Source organism: Pseudomonas sp. HLS-6 (genome assembly GCF_002753995.1).
In the GTDB taxonomy this organism is placed as follows: domain Bacteria; phylum Pseudomonadota; class Gammaproteobacteria; order Pseudomonadales; family Pseudomonadaceae; genus Aquipseudomonas; species Aquipseudomonas defluvii.
The window spans coordinates 442,797-461,123 of the sequence record NZ_CP024478.1 but is presented as its reverse complement, the minus strand read 5'-3'; the positions used below and the strand labels follow the sequence as shown (position 1 = coordinate 461,123).

The 18,327-nt window shown below is 60.8% G+C and carries 14 protein-coding genes and 1 pseudogene; 2 read left to right on the top strand and 13 right to left on the bottom strand.

The genetic code is table 11. The annotated features are described in order from the left end of the window. Positions 1 to 187: 187 nt before the first annotated feature. The 11 genes from mdoH to hutC all read right to left on the bottom strand — a co-directional run bounded on the left by mdoH (position 188) and on the right by hutC (position 14,675). The gene (mdoH, locus tag CS390_RS02015) at positions 188 to 2,761 is read right to left on the bottom strand and encodes a glucans biosynthesis glucosyltransferase MdoH (RefSeq protein WP_099773362.1); all 2,574 of its coding nucleotides are present in this window, start codon (positions 2,759 to 2,761) and stop codon (positions 188 to 190) included. Further along, positions 2,754 to 4,466, bottom strand: coding sequence for a glucan biosynthesis protein G (locus CS390_RS02010; RefSeq protein WP_065760648.1), 1,713 nt, complete (start codon positions 4,464 to 4,466; stop codon positions 2,754 to 2,756). Before CS390_RS02010 ends, mdoH begins: the two co-directional genes overlap by 8 nt. A gap of 263 nt (positions 4,467 to 4,729) precedes the next feature. Then, positions 4,730 to 5,167, bottom strand: coding sequence for a D-aminoacyl-tRNA deacylase (gene dtd, locus CS390_RS02005; protein ID WP_065760647.1), 438 nt, complete (start codon positions 5,165 to 5,167; stop codon positions 4,730 to 4,732). After that, the gene (gene pip, locus CS390_RS02000) at positions 5,164 to 6,135 is read right to left on the bottom strand and encodes a prolyl aminopeptidase (protein WP_065760646.1); all 972 of its coding nucleotides are present in this window, start codon (positions 6,133 to 6,135) and stop codon (positions 5,164 to 5,166) included. Before pip ends, dtd begins: the two co-directional genes overlap by 4 nt. Positions 6,136 to 6,236: 101 nt before the next feature. Continuing rightward, the gene (gene hutG / locus CS390_RS01995) at positions 6,237 to 7,040 is read right to left on the bottom strand and encodes an N-formylglutamate deformylase (protein ID WP_099773361.1); all 804 of its coding nucleotides are present in this window, start codon (positions 7,038 to 7,040) and stop codon (positions 6,237 to 6,239) included. An 11-nt stretch (positions 7,041 to 7,051) separates the two neighbouring features. Then, positions 7,052 to 8,257, bottom strand: coding sequence for an imidazolonepropionase (gene hutI, locus CS390_RS01990; protein ID WP_099773360.1), 1,206 nt, complete (start codon positions 8,255 to 8,257; stop codon positions 7,052 to 7,054). Positions 8,258 to 8,272: 15 nt separating this feature from the next. Next, positions 8,273 to 9,676 carry an amino acid permease gene (locus CS390_RS01985; RefSeq protein ID WP_099773359.1) on the bottom strand — a complete coding sequence of 468 codons (1,404 nt, stop codon included), beginning with the start codon at positions 9,674 to 9,676 and terminating at the stop codon, positions 8,273 to 8,275. Between the two features lie 85 nt (positions 9,677 to 9,761). Further along, a complete protein-coding gene (gene hutH, locus CS390_RS01980; RefSeq protein ID WP_065760642.1) occupies positions 9,762 to 11,294 on the bottom strand; it encodes a histidine ammonia-lyase in 1,533 nt (510 codons plus the stop codon). Positions 11,295 to 11,361: 67 nt separating this feature from the next. Then, on the bottom strand, positions 11,362 to 13,026 hold the full coding sequence (hutU, locus tag CS390_RS01975; protein ID WP_176717446.1) for a urocanate hydratase: 1,665 nt from the start codon (positions 13,024 to 13,026) through the stop codon (positions 11,362 to 11,364). 369 nt (positions 13,027 to 13,395) lie between these two features. Then, positions 13,396 to 13,968, bottom strand: a complete 573-nt coding sequence (locus CS390_RS01970) for a HutD family protein (protein ID WP_099773358.1) — start codon at positions 13,966 to 13,968, stop codon at positions 13,396 to 13,398. Continuing rightward, positions 13,965 to 14,675: a histidine utilization repressor gene (gene hutC / locus CS390_RS01965; protein WP_177442432.1), complete on the bottom strand. Its 711-nt coding sequence runs from the start codon at positions 14,673 to 14,675 to the stop codon at positions 13,965 to 13,967. Before hutC ends, CS390_RS01970 begins: the two co-directional genes overlap by 4 nt. A 143-nt stretch (positions 14,676 to 14,818) precedes the next feature. Between hutC and CS390_RS01960 the strand changes: the two genes are divergently transcribed. Next, entirely contained in the window at positions 14,819 to 16,183 is a 1,365-nt protein-coding gene (locus CS390_RS01960) for a formimidoylglutamate deiminase (RefSeq protein WP_099773357.1), read from the top strand. A gap of 36 nt (positions 16,184 to 16,219) precedes the next feature. On the opposite strand, the gene CS390_RS01955 is transcribed toward CS390_RS01960, so the two are convergent. Both CS390_RS01955 and CS390_RS01950 read right to left on the bottom strand, forming a co-directional pair. Next, positions 16,220 to 16,792, bottom strand: coding sequence for a lipocalin family protein (locus CS390_RS01955; protein ID WP_099773356.1), 573 nt, complete (start codon positions 16,790 to 16,792; stop codon positions 16,220 to 16,222). After that, the gene (locus CS390_RS01950; protein WP_065760637.1) at positions 16,789 to 17,043 is read right to left on the bottom strand and encodes a hypothetical protein; all 255 of its coding nucleotides are present in this window, start codon (positions 17,041 to 17,043) and stop codon (positions 16,789 to 16,791) included. Before CS390_RS01950 ends, CS390_RS01955 begins: the two co-directional genes overlap by 4 nt. Positions 17,044 to 17,268: 225 nt before the next feature. Between CS390_RS01950 and CS390_RS25560 the strand changes: the two are divergent. Then, a pseudogene (locus CS390_RS25560) lies at positions 17,269 to 18,306 on the top strand (cache domain-containing protein); the annotation flags it as partial. Positions 18,307 to 18,327: the final 21 nt, after the last annotated feature.

The following is an 18,327-nucleotide window of genomic DNA, read 5'->3' as shown; positions in this document are numbered from 1 at the left end:
ATCGCAGATCGCCCTGATGGACGACGCACTGTATCGAAGTGCGCGATGCTACCCCATGCGCCGCAAGGCACATATAGGCGATAGGCACTTTGTTATGTGTTGTCGGCAGAAACGACATCGCCGGCAAGCCCAAGCCCCATGTAGGGCACTCCGGTTTGTCGGCGATGGTTGCAGCGCAGTTCAACGATCAGGCATTAGCCAGCGATGGCAACTCCTGCGACTGCGGGTGTAACGGCAACAACGGCGAATGCGGGTTGCTGGCAATCGATTGCCGCCAGACGTCCAGCCAGGCGGCACTCTGCTCGGCCCAGACACGCTCATGCAAGCGTGACAACGCTACCGGGTCACTGAGCAGTGCCAATCGGGTACTGCCGTCGAGTGCGCCAGGGCCAACCTCCAACGCCTTGGCGATACGCTCGGCACGCAGGGCCTCGATCGGTGCGGCAACACCATGACGCGCCGTCGCCAGGGCACAGGCCAGGGCATTCTGCTGTGGATCGACCACTGCCCGGACAAAACCGTCATTCAGTGCATGCCAACGGTTTTCATGGGTGTACTGATCAGTCGCCAGCAACTCATGCGGTGTCGCGTATTCCTCAGGGATCAGGAACAGGCGTTCATCCTTGGCGCGCAGGCCCAGGTTGACCCGGCTGGAGATCACCGAAACCGGAATCGACAGCATCAGCGAACCTACAATCGGTACCAGCCACCAGAGGAAGCTCGGGTTCAGCCATGCCACCAACAGTGCCCAGGCAACGCCCAGCAGGGTTTGCGGGCCATGCCGGCGAACTGCCTCGCTCCATGGCGTGGAGTCGTCGTCACGCTGTGGCGAGTTCCAGGTTGCCGCCCAGCCCAGGAACGCGGCCAGCACGAAACGGGTGTGGAAAATCATCCGCACAGGTGCCAGCAGCATGGAGAACAGCATCTCCAGCAGCATCGACAGCGTCACCTTGAAGCGACCGCCAAATTCCTTGGCGCCCTTGGCCCAGATCAGAATGATGCTGAGCAACTTGGGCAGGAACAACAGCACAATGGTCGTCGAAAACAGCGCAATGGCTTTTTCCGGGTGCCATTGAGGCCAGAGCGGGTAGAGCTGACGTGGCTCGAGGAAGTACTGCGGCTCCATCAAGGTGTTGGTTGCCAGCAGCGCCGTCGACAGCACCAGGAAGAAGAACCACAGCGGCGCCGACAGGTAGGACATCACACCTGTGAGGAACACCGCACGGTGTACCGGGTGCATGCCCTTGACCAGGAACAGACGGAAGTTCATCAGGTTGCCGTGGCACCAGCGCCGGTCACGCTTGAGCTCGTCGAGCAGGTTCGGCGGCAGTTCTTCGTAGCTGCCCGGAAGATCGTAGGCAATCCACACGCCCCACCCCGCACGCCGCATCAGTGCGGCCTCGACGAAGTCGTGGGAGAGGATCGCACCGGCGAAGGCACCCTTACCCGGCAACGGCGCCAAGGCGCAGTGCTCGATGAATGGCTTCATCCGGATAATTGCGTTGTGCCCCCAGTAGTGCGACTCGCCGAGCTGCCAGAAGTGCAGGCCGGCAGTGAACAGCGGGCCGTAGACGCGGGTGGCGAACTGCTGCATGCGTGCATACAGCGTGTCCATGCCCGAGGCTTTTGGCGCGGTCTGGATGATACCGGCGTCCGGATTGGCTTCCATCAACCGCACCAGGCTGGTCAAGCATTCGCCACTCATTACGCTGTCGGCGTCGAGTACCACCATGTAACGGTAGTCCCCACCCCAACGGCGGCAGAAGTCGTCCAGGTTGCCACTCTTGCGCTTCACACGGCGACGGCGGCGGCGATAGAAGATCCGCCCAAAGCCTTTGGCCTCGCGGCAAACCTCCAGCCAGGCCTGTTGCTCGGCCACGGCAATATCGGTGTCGTTGGTGTCACTGAGCACAAAGAAATCGAAACGGTCGAGATCGCCCGTCGCAACCACCGACTCGAAGGTCGCCCGCAACCCTGCAAATACACGCGGGACATCTTCGTTACAGATCGGCATGACGATCGCAGTACGCGCCTGCGGCGCAATCGGCTCGTTGCCAGCGCTGCTGCCAGAGATACGGTACTTGTCGCGCCCGGTCAGCAGCTCAAGGAAGCCCATCAAGGCCGTCCAGAAACCCGCGGATACCCAGCAGAAGAGGATACCGAACAAGACCAGGATGCTGGTCTGCAATGCATACGGCCAGACCTGTTGGACGGTGGTCAGCAGCGGCTGGTTCAGGACCTCGTCGAGGTCGACGAATGACCAGCCCTGATAAGGCAAGATGCCTTTCATGTACCAACCGGCAACGATGGTCTGCCCCAGCATCAGCGTTAGCAGGATGTAGCGGCGCACCGAACCAACCCAGCGCCAGCGTGCAGCCGGTAGCTCGCGCTTTTCGGGCGCAGGGGCGTTTGTCCGGCCGGTCAAACGACGCCAGGCGCGAATCAGGATATTGGTCCGCCACGGCTCAGGAACCACCCGAGTGCGACGAATTGGCGGGGTAGCCTTCAGGCACAACCGACCGCTGGCATCGAGGCCGAGCATCTCGGCCTCCTCCAGCTCCTCAGCCGTACCCAAGGTAAGGCGACCTGCAACCGACGCCTGGGCGGCCTCGGCCTCCCCGGCAGACGGTTGTGCGGACAAGCGTTGATGCAGCTCGCTGAACGAGGTGCAGCTGGCCAGTTCGGCCCGCTGCTCGTCGCTCAGTGGCAGGTGTTCCAGGTATTCGCTCAGCGACCCTGGTTGTGCAGAGTGTTTACTCATCGGCAGGCAACTGATAACTCCAGGTCTCGGTCAGGACTTGTTCGGTCGTGGCCGGAGCCGTGGTGGTGGATGCCGCATCGGCGGCTGGCTGTGCGGCCGCTTTCTCGGCCTTGTCTTTGGCCTGCTTGGCAGCGGCTTTTTCCTGCTTGGTCGGCTTGGCCGGCTCAACAGGAACGTCACGTACCAGCGCAGCACGCATTTCAGTGGACTTGTTCGGGTCCTTGACCTTGAACCGCAAGGTCAGGCGCCAGCCCTGGATTTCCGGGTTGTAGCGCAGGCTGTTTTCGACCAACTCACCGTTGTCGCCAAGGCTGACCTGGCTACGTACAGCGGTGTCTTCCGGCAACGCCTTGAGCACCGGGCCTTCAAAGTCGACCAGGAAGGCCACGCTACCATCAGGCTGACGGATCAGGTTGGATTGCTTGACATCACCGGTCGAACGCAGGGTCTGCTTGACCCAACCCAGCTTCGGCGAATGCAGTTCGGACTCATCCATGGTCCAGTGCAGACGGTACTCGAACTCGGCAGCAGTGCCAGGCTCAGGCAGTTTTTCCGGGCTCCAGAACGCAACGATGTTGTCGTTGGTTTCGTCGGCAGTTGGAATTTCCACCAGGTCGACCGTGCCCTTGCCCCAGTCGCCAACAGGCTCGATCCAGGCGCTTGGGCGCTTATGGTAGTTGTCATCCAGGTCTTCGAACTGGCTGAACTCGCGCTGACGCTGCAACAGGCCAAAACCACGTGGGTTTTCCACGCTGAAGTTGCTGACGGCCAAGTGTTTCGGGTTGTTCAGCGGGCGCCACAGCCATTCGCCGTTGCCGGCATGAATCGACAGGCCTTCAGAGTCGTGCAGGGCAGGACGGTAGTTGAGCACCTTCGATGGCTGGTTGCCACCGAACAGGAACATGCTGGTCAGCGGGGCAATGCCCAAGCGGCTGACACGGTCACGCAGGAACACCTTGGACTTGACGTCAACGATGGTGTCGCTACCCGGACGCAGGGTCAGACGGTAAGCACCGGTGGAACGTGGCGAGTCAAGCAACGCATAGATGACCAGTTGCTTGTCGGTCGCCTTTGGACGCTCGATCCAGAACTCAGTAAAGCGTGGGAACTCTTCGCCAGAAGGCAGTGCCGTGTCGATAGCCAGACCACGGGCAGACAGGCCATAGGCTTGCCCCTTGCCGACCACGCGGAAATAGCTGGCGCCCAGCAAGGTCATGATTTCGTCTTGCTTGTCAGCCTTGTTGATCGGGTACAGCACGCGGAAGCCGGCGTAACCGAGCTTTTCAGTGGCCTTGCTGTCAAAGCTCAGGTCACCGAAGTCAAAGCGGCTGGCGTCGTACTTGATTTCGTGGACTTTGCTGCCGACAACCTCGTTGATCGTCACAGGGGTGTCGAAGTGCATGCCCTGGTGATAGAAGGACAGCTTGAACGGCGTCTTGGCCTTGGCCCATTCGGCCTTGTCTTCACGGAAGCGAATTTTCTGGTAGTCCGCGAATTTCATTTCGCGGAACACTGCGGGCAGGTTGCTCTTCGGCGCCTCGTACTTCTGCCCGGCAAGATCCTTCGCCTTGGCCGCTACATCGTCAAGGTTGAACGCCCAGAGCTGGCCTGCGCCGAGCAGGCAGACGAGCGCCGAGCCGGCTGCCAGAGCCTTGCGCAGCCGATTGCCAGAAGTTCTTGGTGCATTACAGGGACTTACAATCACGAGCAACCCTCGCCGAAAACAGATCAAAGAACCAACTGCCAGCCATCGCTTGCCGGGTTGGCGAGCACTGTTCGGACTCCGAAAGGGCGTAATGATTCCCTAAACGGCGTCAGACAGTTCTCAAGTTAAAGTAAAACAAATCGGCGAACGCCGATCTTGGTAGCGCGCGATTATCTAGCAGGCGGCGCTACAACGCATCAGGGCAACACAACTATTTCTGCTAGAACCCTCCTTTTTTCCTGCAAAAAAGGAGGTTTTCAGCCTTATATTTGTAACATAAATGTTACGGGGCCATCATTGACCAGATGTACCTGCATGTCGGCACCGAAACGCCCGCTTTCAACTGTAGCGTGCAACGCCCTCGCCTGCCCCAGCAAGTACTCGAAAAGCTCCGCGCCCAGCGCAGGTGGTGCAGCGCTGGAGAAGCTCGGGCGCAATCCGCTCTGGGTATCAGCCGCCAAGGTGAACTGCGAGACCAGCAGCAAGCCGCCCTGAATGTCCTTGAGCGACAGGTTCATCTTGCCCTGCTCATCACTGAACACGCGGTAATTGAGCAGTTTGTGCAGCAGCTTGTCGGCATGGGCGCGGGTATCGCCCGGCTCGACGGCAACCAGCACCAGCAATCCCTGGTCGACCGCCCCGACAATCTCTGCGTCCACCTCAACGCGTGCGCTACGCACGCGCTGCAACAGGCCCTTCACGCTTCTTCCAGTGGCAAGTCCAGCAAACGCCGGGCCATTTGGTCGGCAGCACGCACCAGCGCATCGGTGATACCCGGCTCAGACGCCGCATGCCCTGCATCGCGAATCACCTTCAGCTCGCTGTTTGGCCAGGCCTGATGGAGCTCCCAGGCATTATCCAATGGGCAGATGACATCATAACGACCATGCACGATCACTGCAGGCAGGTGGGCGATCTTCGGCATGTCGCGAATCAGTTGGTCGGGCTCAAGGAATGCATTGTTCATGAAATAATGGCATTCGATCCGCGCAATAGACAACGCGCGCTGAGGCTCGGAGAAGCGGTCGACGACCAACGGGTTGGGCCGCAGGGTAGCGGTACGTCCTTCCCAGGTCGACCAGGCCTTGGCGGCATGCATCTGGGCAATTTGATCATTGCCGGTCAGGCGCTTGTGGAAAGCCTGGACCAGGTTGCCGCGTTCCTCGGCGGGAATCGGCGCGATGTAGTCCTGCCAGTAGTCAGGGAACAAGCGGCTGGCGCCACTCTGGTAGAACCACTCGATTTCCTGTGGGCGGCACAGAAAGATACCGCGCAGGATCAAACCATGTACGCGTTCCGGGTGAGTCTGGGCATAGGCCAAGGCCAGGGTCGACCCCCAGGAACCACCGAACACCACCCACTTGTCGATACCCAGGTGCTTGCGAATGCGCTCAAGATCCTCGACCAAATGCCAGGTGGTGTTGTTCTCCAGGCTGGCATGAGGAGTCGAGCGCCCGCAGCCGCGCTGATCGAAGGTAATGATGCGGTACAGGTTCGGGTCGAAATAGCAGCGACTCTGTGCATCACACCCTGCTCCCGGCCCACCGTGGATAAACACCACCGGCAATCCCTCGGGCGAACCGCTCTCGTCAACATACAGCACATGCGGCGCCTCCACGGCCAGATCGTGTCGGGCGTAGGGTTTGATCTGCGGGTACAAGGTCTGCATTACGCACTCCGTGTGGGGGAATTATTCTGCCGTTGGGCATCATAAACCCGAATTGCGCTTTGAGCATGCCCCCCGCAACATCTGACACCGCATAAAACCGTTCACACTGCGTAGCGCGCCTTGCCCCAGGCCACTGCTGCGTTGAGCAGGCGTTCCAGCACCTGCTGGGTGGGTTGCGCCAGATCCTCGCGATAATGGAACGGCTCGACTTCCTCCATATAGGTAGTCTGCGCCAACTCCAGCTGTACCGCATGAATGTGCCTGGCCGGGTCACCATAGTGACGGGTGATATGCCCACCCTTGAAGCGCCCGTTCAGCACATGGCTGTAACCCTCGGCGCAAGCGCACACCGCTTGCAACTGCTCGGCGAGTTGCGGGTCGCAGCTGGCCCCATTGAACGTGCCCAGGTTGAAGTCCGGCAGCGTGCCGTCGAACAGGTGCGGGACGTGCGAGCGGATCGAGTGGGCATCCCACAGCAGCGCGTAGCCGAACTGCTCACGCAGACGCGCCAGTTCCTGGCGCAAGGTGTCGTGATACGGCCGCCAGATACGCTCCAGATAGTCAGCTCGCTCGCGGGCCGATGGCGTCAGCCCTTCCTTGAACAACGGCGTACCGTCGAACAGGGTGGCCGGGTACAGCCCGGTGGTGGCACCGGTATACAGCGGCTGGTCATCGTCTGGACGGTTGAGGTCGATGACAAACCGTGAATATTCGGCGGAAACAATGCTGGCGCCCATGCTCACCGCAAAGTCATACAACCGTGGAATGTGCCAATCGGTATCCGGCAGGCTGCGTGCCGGTTCGATCAGGCCGGCCTCGACTGCCGGTGTCAAACGCACGCCGGCATGGGGCATGCTGATCAATAGCGGCAAGGTGCCTTGGTGAAAGTTCAGAACCTTATCCATAAAGACGCTCTTCAAAAATGGGTTTCAAGGCCATGGCGAATGACCCGCTTGGGTAAGTCGCCGCCCAACCAATAGGACAGGTCGGCAGGACGCTCGATGTCCCAGGCAATGAAATCGGCGACCTTGCCCACTTCCAGCGACCCGTGACTGTCTCCCAGCCCAAGGGCGCGGGCAGCATGCAGGGTCACCCCGGCCAGGGCTTCTTCCGGCGTCATGCGGAACAGCGTACAGGCCATGTTCATCATTAGACGCAACGACAGCCCTGGCGAGGTCCCGGGGTTGAGGTCGGTGGCGATGGCGATCTTCACACCGTGCTTGCGCAAAGCGTCCATCGGCGGCAGCTGGGTTTCACGCAGGAAGTAGAAAGCGCCGGGCAACAGCACCGCAACGGTGCCGGCTGCCGCCATGGCGATGGCGTCCTCCTCGGTCATGAACTCCAGGTGATCCGCCGACAATGCCTGATAGCGCGCCGCCAGGCTGGAGCCGTGCAGCGACGACAGTTGTTCGGCATGCAATTTGACCGGCAGGCCCAATTCACGGGCTTTTATAAACACCCGCTCGACCTGGGCCGGGGAAAACGCCAGGTATTCACAGAACGCATCCACGGCGTCGACCAGCCCCTCAGCGGCCAGAGCCGGGAGCATTTCAGTGCAGATGTGTTCAATGTAGTCGTCTGCCCGACCGGCGAACTCCGGCGGCATGGCGTGCGCCGCCAGGCAGGTACCGCGCACCGTCACCGGCAACTCGGCGCCCAGCCGACGAATGACCCGGAGCAACTTGCGCTCACTGGCCAGGTCCAGGCCATACCCGGACTTGATTTCGACGGTGGTCACGCCATCGCGCAACAAGGCCTGCAGGCGTTGCCGAGCGCTGGCGTACAACTGTTCTTCCGTAGCGGCGCGCGTAGCGCGCACGGTGCTGGCGATACCACCACCCTGGGCGGCGATATCGGCATAGCTGACACCTTGCAAGCGTTGCTCGAACTCGCCACTGCGGTTACCGCCGAACACGGTATGGGTGTGGCAGTCGATCAGGCCCGGGGTTACCCAGGCACCGTTAAGCTCGACCACCCTGGCATCTGCCGTGACCGGCAGGGACTGGCGCGGGCCGATCCACTCGATCCGCTCGCCGGACGTCAAAATTGCCGCATCCTCGATGATCGAGTAAACACCTTGCGCCATGCTTGCCACATGGCAGTGCTGCCAGAGGGTTTTCATGCACCGTCTCCGTGACTATCGTTGAGTGTTGGACAATACCTGAGCAGGCGCCACAGCCACGCGCGGCTTGCACCAGAGCAGGTAAGAGGCAACCAGGAACACCACCCAGGCCACGCCGACGAGCAGCGCTGCCTGTGTATCCGGGAAATAACCCAGCACACCGAAGATGAACACCATGAAGGCGATCGCTGCCGCTGGACCATAGGGCCAGAACGGTACCGGGAACTTCAGTTGTGCGGCTTCTTCACGGCTCATGCTGCGACGCATGGCGACCTGGGTCACCAGAATCATCAGCCAGACCCATACCGTGGCGAACGTGGCAATGGAGGCGATCAGCAGGAAGACGTTTTCCGGGATCAGGTAGTTCAGCACGACGCCGCTCAGCAGTGCCACACCCATGACCAGTACGGTCATCCATGGCACACCTTGACGGGAAACCTTGGCGAACCCCTTCGGTGCCTGACCTTGCTGAGCCAAGCCGTACATCATGCGCCCAGCGGCAAAAATATCGCTGTTGATCGCCGATACCGCCGCCGAGATCACCACAATGTTCAGCACGGCCGCAGCCGAACCGATCCCCAGATTGCTGAAAATCTGTACGAACGGGCTACCTTGGGTACCGATCTGCGGCCACGGGTAGAGGCACATCAGGACGAACAGGGTCAGCACATAGAACAGCAGTATCCGCAGCGGAACAGCATTGATCGCCTTGGGCAGCACGCGCTGAGGGTCTTTCGCTTCACCGGCAGTGATACCGATGATCTCGATACCGCCAAAGGCAAACATCACCACGGCAAACGAGGCGATCAGGCCGCTCACGCCATTGGGCATGAAGCCGCCGTGGGCCGTCAGGTTGGCGATACCACTGACCGTGTCGCCATTGGCGCTGCCCAGCCCGAAGAGCATGATGCCGAAGCCGGCCAGGATCATCGCGACGATGGCAACGACCTTGAGCAGCGACAGCCAGAATTCCATCTCGCCGTAGACCTTGACGTTGCACAGGTTCAGCCCGCCGATCAGGAAGACAATACCCAGCACCCAGATCCAGCGCGCGACTTCGGGGAACCAGAAGCCCATGTAAATGCCGAAGGCCGTCACGTCGGCCAAACAGACAATGACCATTTCAAATGCGTAGGTCCAGCCGAGCACAAACCCGGCCATCGGCCCCAGATAGGTGGAGGCATATTGACCGAACGAGCCCGAAACCGGGTTGTGTACGGCCATTTCCCCCAGGGCGCGCATGACCATGAAGACGGCAGCACCGCCGATCAGGTAGGCCAGCAGCACTGCCGGGCCCGCCATCTGGATCGCCGAAGCAGAGCCGTAGAAAAGGCCCGTACCAATGGCCGAGCCCAGGGCCATGAAACGAATATGGCGAGCCGTTAGCCCGCGTTTGAGTCCTTGCGATTGAGATTGCATTTCGCGGTCCTGATTATTTTTGTAGGCGAAAAGCGGTACGAGCCCTTTCGGGCCCGTACGGCAAAGGCGATATCAGCCCAACGGATCAGAGGCTCGGCAGAACGCCAGCCGGCAGCAGACCGTTCAAGTGCCCTTCAGCCAGCAAGGCGCTGGCTGCCTCGATGTCCGGCGCGAAGAACCGGTCCTTTTCGTAATAAGCCACCTTGCTGCGCAGCAGTTGACGAGCCGTTTCCAGCTTCGGCGAGGTCTTCAGCCCTTCACGCAGGTCCAGGCCCTGGCAGGCGGCCAGCCATTCCACGGCGAGGATGCCGCGAACGTTGTCAGCCATTTCCCAGAGGCGCTTGCCAGCAGCCGGCGCCATCGACACGTGGTCTTCCTGGTTGGCCGAGGTCGGCAGGCTGTCGACACTGTGCGGGTGAGCCAGGGCCTTGTTCTCGCTGGCCAGCGCTGCTGCCGTGACCTGCGCGATCATGAAGCCGGAGTTGACCCCACCATTGGCCACCAGGAACGGTGGCAGCTGCGACATGTGCTTGTCCATCATCAGCGAGATACGGCGCTCGCTCAGCGAGCCGATCTCGGCAATGGCCAAGGCCATGTTGTCGGCAGCCATGGCCACCGGTTCGGCGTGGAAGTTGCCGCCGGAAATCACGTCGCCCTCTTTGGCGAATACCAGTGGGTTGTCCGATACGGCGTTGGCTTCGATGACCAGTACTTCGGCCGCCTGACGGAACTGGGTCAGGCAAGCCCCCATGACCTGAGGCTGGCAACGCAGCGAGTATGGGTCCTGGACCTTGCCGCAATGCTCATGGGACGCCGAGACTTCACTGCCGTCACCCAGCAGGTCACGGTAGCAGGCTGCTGCGTCGATTTGACCGCGCTGACCACGAGCGGCGTGAATCCGCGGGTCGAAAGGTGAACGCGAACCGAGCACGGCTTCAACGGTCAGGCCACCACAGGCCATGGCCGCTGCGAACAGGTCTTCACCCTGGAACAGGCCACGCAGCGCATAGGCCGTGGACGCCTGGGTACCGTTGAGCAGGGCCAGACCCTCCTTGGCAGCCAGGGTCAGCGGCTCAAGCCCGGCTACTGCCAGTGCTTCGGTCGCCGACAGCCACTGGCCTTTATGACGAGCCTTGCCCTCGCCCAGCAGGACCAGCGACATGTGCGCCAGCGGCGCCAGGTCACCGGATGCCCCCACCGAACCCTTGAGCGGGATGTGCGGGTAAACCTCCGCGTTGATCAGCGCGATCAGCGCATCGATGACCTTGCGGCGGATGCCCGAGAAACCACGGCTCAGGCTGTTGACCTTGAGCACCATGATCAGGCGCACCAGCTCATCGCAGATCGGCTCGCCGACACCTGCGGCGTGAGACAGCACCAGCGACCGCTGCAGGTTTTCCAGGTCATGGCTGGCGATACGGGTCGATGCCAACAGGCCGAAACCCGTGTTGATGCCATAGGCGGTACGGTTTTCCGCAAGAATCTGCTCGACGCAGGCAACGCTGTCGTCGATCTGCTGGTCGGCGCTGGCATCCAGCTTCAGTTTCAGCGGGTTCTTGTAGATGGCACGCAGCTGAGCCAAGGTCAGGGTGCCAGGCTTCAGGGTCAATTCAGTCACGTTGTTGCTCCGCTACAGAGAGGCGATTACGCCTGTCGTTAATTCAGTATCAACCATTGCGCGCCAATCAGCGCGTAATCATCGGCAGGTTCAGGCCTTGTTCCTTGGCGCAATCGATGGCGATCTGATAACCGGCATCGGCATGGCGCATCACGCCAGTGGCCGGGTCGTTGGTCAGAACGCGAGCGATTCGCTCGGCGGCCTCGTCGGTACCGTCACAGACGATGACCATGCCGGAGTGCTGCGAGAAGCCCATGCCGACACCGCCGCCGTGGTGCAGCGAGACCCAGGTCGCGCCACTGGCGGTGTTGAGCAGTGCGTTGAGCAATGGCCAGTCGGACACAGCGTCGGAGCCATCCATCATCGATTCGGTTTCGCGGTTCGGGCTCGACACCGAGCCCGAGTCCAGGTGGTCACGACCAATCACGATCGGTGCCGACAACTCGCCGCGGCGAACCATCTCGTTGAAGGCCAGGCCCAGTTTGGCGCGCTGCCCCAGACCAACCCAGCAGATACGTGCTGGCAGGCCCTGGAAGCTGATGCGCTCACGGGCCATTTCCAGCCAGTTATGCAGATGCGCATCGTCAGGGATCAGTTCCTTGACCTTGGCGTCGGTCTTGTAGATGTCTTCGGCGTTACCCGACAAGGCCGCCCAGCGGAACGGGCCGATGCCACGGCAGAACAACGGACGAATATAAGCCGGTACGAAGCCTGGGAAGTCGAATGCGTTTTCTACGCCTTCTTCCTTGGCCATCTGACGGATGTTGTTGCCGTAGTCGAAAGTCGGAATGCCCTGCTTCTGGAAATCGAGCATGGCCTGAACGTGCACGGCCATCGACTGCTTGGCCGCCTTGACCACGGCAGCCGGCTCGGTTTGTGCGCGGTCACGGTACTGTTCCCAGGTCCAGCCTGCTGGCAGGTAGCCGTTGAGCGGGTCATGGGCGCTGGTCTGGTCGGTGACCATGTCTGGACGCACGCCGCGCTTGACCAGTTCAGGCAGGATCTCAGCCGCGTTGCCGTGCAGGGCAATGGAAATGGCTTTGCCTTCAGCGGTGTACTTGGCAATGCGCGCCAAGGCGTCGTCCAGGTCATTGGCCTGTTCGTCGACATAGCGGGTGCTCAGGCGGAAGTCGATGCGGCTCTGCTGGCATTCGATGTTCAGCGAGCAGGCACCGGCCAGGGTTGCGGCCAGCGGCTGCGCGCCACCCATGCCACCCAGGCCGGCGGTCAGTACCCACTTGCCCTTGAGGCTGCCGTTGTAGTGCTGGCGGCCGGCCTCGACGAAGGTTTCATAGGTGCCTTGAACGATGCCCTGGCTACCGATGTAGATCCAGCTGCCGGCAGTCATCTGGCCGTACATGGCCAGGCCCTTGGCATCCAGTTCGTTGAAGTGCTCCCACGTGGCCCAGTGCGGCACCAGGTTGGAGTTGGCGATCAACACGCGTGGGGCGTTGGCGTGGGTCTTGAACACGCCGACCGGTTTGCCGGACTGCACCAGCAAGGTTTCGTCGTCGTTCAGGTTGGTCAGGCTTTCGACGATCTTGTCGTAGCACTCCCAGTTACGCGCCGCACGGCCAATGCCGCCGTACACCACCAGCTCTTTCGGGTTTTCCGCGACTTCAGGGTCGAGGTTGTTCATCAGCATGCGCAGCGGCGCTTCGGTCAGCCAGCTTTTGGCGGTCAGCGTAGTGCCGCGCGGGGCGCGAATTTCGACGTCACGGAATTTGTTCATGTTCTTGTCAGTCACGGTAACGGCTCCTCAAGCGATCGATCCCGCCCAACCCAGGCTGTGGGCGAGCGTGCCAGTGGTGGCAGGCAAATTCGGGATGGCAGCAGGGCTGCCATGTACACTCATACAAACACATACTTACTTGTATGTACAAGCATAGGCAATTGAAGTGCCAACTTCTCCGACGAACTGCCAAAGAGGCACGCCACGGCCAACGCAGCGCAAGAAATCCGGGGTTCTGGCAGCAAAAGAAAACGTATGGGAGGGGGACAGGGGTGCAGAACAACGCCGTCAGACAAGGTGGCGTTGCACCACCTTGGGTCAATCAGTAACACACCCGCGCGCAACTCATCAGTAACCGCGGTAACAATCTCAGCAGTGGCTCAGCTCGATCAGGCAGCAGTGTCCACTCAGCTCAAGCGCCTGCAACCCCGCGTTTCCTTCGACCTGCAGGCAATCGTGGCGCGACAGCGTCTGCACCGCATGCCCGCCCAGCGCGGCGCGAACCTGCTCGCCAGCAGCGAAGACCAACAGCGTCTGCGCCGAACTGAAGAGACGACTCTCGCCATCAAGCCATTGCAGGCGTGCGCGGTAACGCTGCGGCGCATAGATCAGGTTGAAATCGCGGATCGGCCCACCCAACAAGCGGCAGCTCACCTGACTTTCACCCGAGAACATGAAGGCATCGAAGGGCAGCAGTGCACGACTTGCCTCGCCATCGACTTGCAGCACCATGCCATCACCTTGCAGCACGGTGATGATCCGCTGGTATCCGGCAAAGCTGGAGAAGCCACCCGACTCGGCAATATCGGCAATCGAAAGACGCCAGCCAAAGCCCTCAAGGCCCTCTCCGGCGTCACGGGCGATTTCTTCGGTGCTACCACCACCATTCTTCCAGGGCATGCGGGGGTAATTGACCGCGCGAAGTACCTGCATCTGACTCATTTACTGAAACGTCCTTCCAAACGATGACGGGAACCAGGGTGAATCAAACGTGCCGCCGTCACCGGCTGACGGCCGGACCACGTGCGACGTCGAATCAGCAGGCACGGCTCGCCCTGCTCGATCTGCAGCAGACGACATTCCTCCGGCTCAGCCAGAATCGCCTCGACCACATGCTCGCCCTCGGTCAGGGGTGCCACCTGGGACAGGTAGGCATAAGGGGTCTGCACGGTGAAATCCTGCTTGAGGTAGTCCGGTGCAACCTGAGCATTGACGAAGCGGTCTTCGATTTGCACCGGAATGTCGTTCTCGTAATGCACGATCAACGAATGGAACACCCGCTGACCTTCGCGCATATCCAGTGCCAGCGCCCGCTCGGAGCCGGCGGCCTCTTCAGCCAGGGTCACCACCTTGCAGGTGTGTTTGTGACCCCGCGCGGCGATCTCGTCTGCAATGTTGTTGACGTCGAACAATGCGGAACGGGTCTTGGGCTCGGCAACAAAGGTCCCGACGCCCTGCATGCGCACCAACAGCCCCTCGGCTGTCAGCTCGCGCAGTGCGCGGTTAATGGTCATGCGACTGAAGCCCAGCTCACTGACCAGTTCGCTTTCCGACGGCACACGGTGGTGCGGTGGCCAGCTACCGTTCTTGATTTGCAGGGCAATCATTTGCTTGACCCGGGCATACAGCGGCGCCGGCCCCTCGCCCATTTGGGCAACCAGCGCGGAGACAGGTGGTGTCGGCACGTCGAGATCCTTGTTCAAAATGAGTACTCCATAGATTGCCGGAGTTTACCCAGCAGGCAAACGTCTGTATATGTATATACAAATAAACAAAACGAGGTGCCGTGTCGATGTCCGTCTTCTTTGCCGAACGTGCTTTGCTGCCTACCGGCTGGGCCAACAATGTCCGCATCGAGGTCGGTACCGACGGCCGAATCGGCCGCGTCCATACCGATGCCTCGGCCGAGGGCGCCGAACGCGTGGCAGGCCCACTGCTGCCGGGCATGCCGAACCTGCACTCACATGCCTTCCAGCGCGCCATGGCCGGCCTGGCTGAAGTGGTTGGCAACCCCAATGACAGCTTCTGGACCTGGCGCGAACTGATGTACCGCATGGTCGGCCAGATCAGCCCGGAACAACTGGAAGTGATTGCCCGCCAGTTGTACATCGAGATGCTCAAGGCCGGATACACCTCGGTCGCCGAGTTCCACTACGTGCACCACGATGCTGATGGCACTCCCTATGCCGACCCGACGGAACTGTCCCAGCGTATCAGCCAGGCTGCCAGCCACAGCGGCATCGGCCTGACCCTGCTCCCCGTGCTCTACAGCCACTCAGGTTTCGGTGGCCAAGCGCCCACCGATGCGCAGCGCCGCTTTATCAACAACACCGAGCAGTATCTGCGGCTACACGAGCGCCTGGCACCACTGCTGGCGCAGCAACCCGCGCAACATTTGGGGCTGTGCTTCCACTCGCTGCGCGCCGTCACTCCGCAACAGATCGCTCAGGTCATGGCCGCCAGCGACCCACACTGCCCTGTGCACATACACATTGCGGAGCAACAGAAAGAAGTCGACGACTGCCTGGCCTGGAGCGGCCGACGCCCACTGCAATGGTTGTACGAGAACACCGAGGTTGATCAGCGCTGGTGCCTGGTCCATGCCACCCACGCCGAAGCCGACGAAGTCGCGCTGATGGCGGCCAGCGGCGCGGTAGCTGGATTGTGCCTGACCACCGAGGCCAACCTGGGCGACGGCATCTTCCCTGCAGTCGACTACCTGGCCCGTGGCGGTCGCCTGGGTATTGGCTCGGACAGCCATGTTTCGCTCAGCGTGGTGGAAGAACTGCGCTGGCTCGAATACGGCCAACGCCTGCGCGACCAGCGACGCAACCGACTGTACCGTGCGGAGCAGCCGATGGTTGGGCGCACACTGTTCGATGCAGCCCTCAGTGGCGGAGCACAAGCATTAGGGCAGCCGGTGGGCACGCTGGCAGAAGGTCACCGCGCCGACTGGCTGGTGCTCGACGGCAACGACCCCTACCTGGCAACGGCCAAGGGCGATGGCATCCTCAATCGCTGGCTGTTTGCCGGAGGCGATCGTCAGGTCCGCGATGTGATGGTCAACGGCAAATGGGTGGTACGCCAAGGCCATCATGCCGCCGAAGAACAGACCGCCCAGGCCTTTACCCGTGTGCTGAGAGAACTGTTGGGCTGACGCGGGAGTTGATGCAGGGGCCAGCCAGGCAAGCAATCACGGCTGCCTGGCAATATCCTGATCAGACACCCGCCAGATCAAGCGCGTCGTGTCGTACCCCTGCTGGCGTGCCTTGGCCAGCAGGCTTTCGCGCTCATAGGCCGGCACCGTCGGCTTGCGCGAGAGCAGCCAGAGGTAACGCCGGTTCGGGTTGCCAACCAGTGCGGTCTGGTAGTCATCGTCGAGGTACAGCACCCAATAGTCGCCCTTGGCGACGCCCGGCAGCAGTCTCGAGAACCAGTTATCAAACTCGACCCAGAGCTTGTCGGTCTTGCCTGGCACCTGTGGCGTGGCGGTACCGCTTGCCTCCTGCCACTCCCCTTCTAAGGTGCGACAGCGATTGAGAACGCCGACATTGCCATCTGGCTTGAGGCTGTAATGCGCTTCAGATTGCGCACAATCACGCTGGAAGAACATCGGCAAACGCGCCAGTTCATACCACGTGCCCTGGTAGCGCTTGAGGTCGACACGCTCGACTGTCTTGGGCGGCAGTGGCCCGCTATCAGAGTGCGCGCAACCGCCAAGAAGCAGAGCCGCGCTCAGCCCCAGCAGGTGAGAGAGTCGTTTCATTTGAGCCCCTGTCCTGAGTACATCAATACATTGTCACCCGCAAACTGGATACTGATGAAGGTGTCTTTGTCACCCCAGGTACAGCTGGAGATGCCCAACGCACCTGAGCAATCAGTTGGCTTGCCGAGCAGCTTTTCAACGTCGACCTTTGCCATGCCCGCCTTGAGCCGTGAGTAGTTTTCCTGATTGATTTTGTTGCACGCAGTCAGAAACACGCACAAGGACAACAGAGCGAGGGAACGCAACGACATGAAAGGTCACTCCTGAACATGAGGGGGCTGGGCGGATAGCCTGCCATCAGCTTAGAAGGGGAAAAGCCCCTGTGGTTCCCCGCAGTAGAACATTGATCGATGACGTTGGTCGGCTCAGGTGAAATGAGCATTAATCTTTTTTACCGCTTGGACGACACCTAGAGTGCGCTGCGACCTTTTGCCGCGCCCTCACCATTGATTCGCCTTGCGTAAAAAGACCTCGTAATGACCAAAAACCTGAAGTTCAGCCACAAGATCCTTCTCGCTGCGGCCCTTGTGGTCGTCGTCGCATTCACCGGTTTCATCCTGTTCAACGATTACCGGCAACGCGAGGCCCTGCGCGACAGCACCGAAGCATCGATGCAGGAACTGGGCAGCCTGACCACCAGCAACATCCAGAACTGGCTAGGCAGCCGTATTCAGATCCTGAATTCTCTGGCTCAGCAAATTGCCGTGGACGGCACCCAAAAAGACAGCCTGACGCGCAGCATTGAGTTGTCGGTCTATAGCGATAACTTCCTGATGACCTACTTCGGCGGCGAGGATGGCAGCATGTTGTCAGTGCCTGCCGGAAACCGTGCCGCCGACTATGACCCACGCGCACGTGGCTGGTACAAGGCTGCCAGCAACGCCAACAGCACCATTATCACCGAGCCCTATGTATCGGCCTCCATGGGCAAGCTGGTCATTACCATTGCGACCCCGGTGCAGCATGATGGCCGGCGGGTTGGGGTGACGGGTGTCGATACAAGCCTGAACACCATCAGTTCGATCATCAACGCCTTGAACTTCGATGGGCATGGCCGCGCGTTCATCGTCGGCAGCGACGGCAAGATCCTGATCCACCCGGACAGCTCGTTGAACCTGAAGACACTGGCCGATGTGTACCCACAAGGTGCACCGACTATTGGCAGCGGGCTCAAGGAAGTTGAAGTCAATGGGCACAAGAAGTTCATCAGTTTCACACAGGTCAGCGGCATTCCGTCGGTCAACTGGTACGTCGCACTGGAACTGGACCAAGAGGCGGCCTTTGCCATGCTCGGCGAGTTCCGCACCTCGGCGATGATTGCCATGGCGATTGCCGTGCTGATCATCATCGGCCTGCTCGGCATGCTGATTCGCGTGCTGATGGAGCCGTTGCATGTGATGGGCCGTGCGATGCACGACATTGCCGAAGGTGAAGGCGACCTGACCAAGCGGCTGCGCATCCATGCTCAGGACGAATTCGGTGCATTGGGGCAGTCGTTCAATCGCTTTGTCGAACGTATCCACGAGTCGATCCGC